Here is a 1,080-nt window from a genome sequence, read left to right as displayed (position 1 = left end):
CTGCATACAGCTTGGCTGGAAGCGGCTGGGCTTTTCGGCTGTTATGACCTCATCGATGTAACGGAGCAGCAATTGCCGCAAATCATTAAAAAATTACGCACACATCAGCTAGACGGAATCAATGTGACGATTCCACATAAAACAGCAATCATTCCGTATCTGGATCGGCTAGAGCCGGCAGCTCAAAAAGCAGGCGCCGTGAATACGGTATATCGGCAGGATGGGCAGTTGATTGGTGCGAATACAGATGGAATCGGATTCGTCCGCGCATTGATAGAACGTCGTCCGTCATTTCAAAAGACGCTCGTTCTTGGTGCGGGCGGTGCGGCGCGAGGCATCATTGCTGCGTTGCCCGGAGATGTGACGATCACGAATCGTACAGAAGAACGCTCTAAGGCAGTTGCCGATGAATTCGGAGCAACCGTTCTACCATGGCAAGAAACATTTCATTTAACGAGTTACGACGTCATCATCAATACGACTTCTGTCGGGATGGCGCCACATATCGAGGCACGTCCGATCGAATTGACGGAGACGCACGCCTTGATTTGTGATATTATTTATCGACCGACGCCGACCCGTCTATTGCGTGAAGCGACCGAAAAAGGTCTCGACACACTTGACGGCGTCCCGATGTTCGTCTTACAAGCGGCTGAAGCATTTGAACGCTTCACCGGACAAGCACCTGACCTTGCACTTGGCGAGCAGGTGATACGAAAGCAATTGGAGGAATTTTAATCATGTTAACAGGTAAACAAAAACGTTTTTTACGCGCGACAGCTCATGACTTAAACCCGATTTTCCAAGTCGGTAAAAATGGAGTCGGCGAAGCGATGTGCGCTGATTTGATGGATGCGCTCGAAAAACGGGAACTCTTGAAAGTACAAGTATTGCAAAATTGTGCGGACGCACCAAAGGATGTCGCACAAGAACTCGTCGCAGGAACGAATGCTGAACTCGTTCAAGTCATCGGAAAAGTCATCGTTCTCTATAAAGAATCAAAAGAGAACAAGACGCTCGAATTGCCACGATGAAAATCGGACCTGTCTCTTATACACATCTCCGAGCCCACGAGACTAA

General features: G+C 48.8%; 2 protein-coding genes. Both read left to right on the top strand.

Going from position 1 to position 1,080, the window contains the following annotated elements; translation table 11 throughout:
• The coding region (gene aroE / locus F8N00_RS18050; protein ID WP_421018754.1) for a shikimate dehydrogenase at positions 1 to 738 on the top strand (738 nt) is incomplete at its 5' end.
• Positions 739 to 740: 2 nt separating this feature from the next.
• A complete protein-coding gene (yhbY, locus tag F8N00_RS18045) occupies positions 741 to 1,034 on the top strand; it encodes a ribosome assembly RNA-binding protein YhbY (protein WP_023467424.1) in 294 nt (97 codons plus the stop codon).
• Positions 1,035 to 1,080: the final 46 nt, after the last annotated feature.

This window comes from Exiguobacterium sp. A1_3_1 (assembly GCF_048985645.1).
GTDB lineage: Bacteria > Bacillota > Bacilli > Exiguobacteriales > Exiguobacteriaceae > Exiguobacterium_A > Exiguobacterium_A indicum.
This window is presented reverse-complemented; position numbering and strand designations above follow the sequence as displayed.

Excerpts from the sequence above, each read along its gene's own strand:
- yhbY (WP_023467424.1), top strand. The coding sequence starts at position 741 with ATGTTAACAGGTAAACAAAAACGTTTTTTACGCGCGACAGCTCATGAC.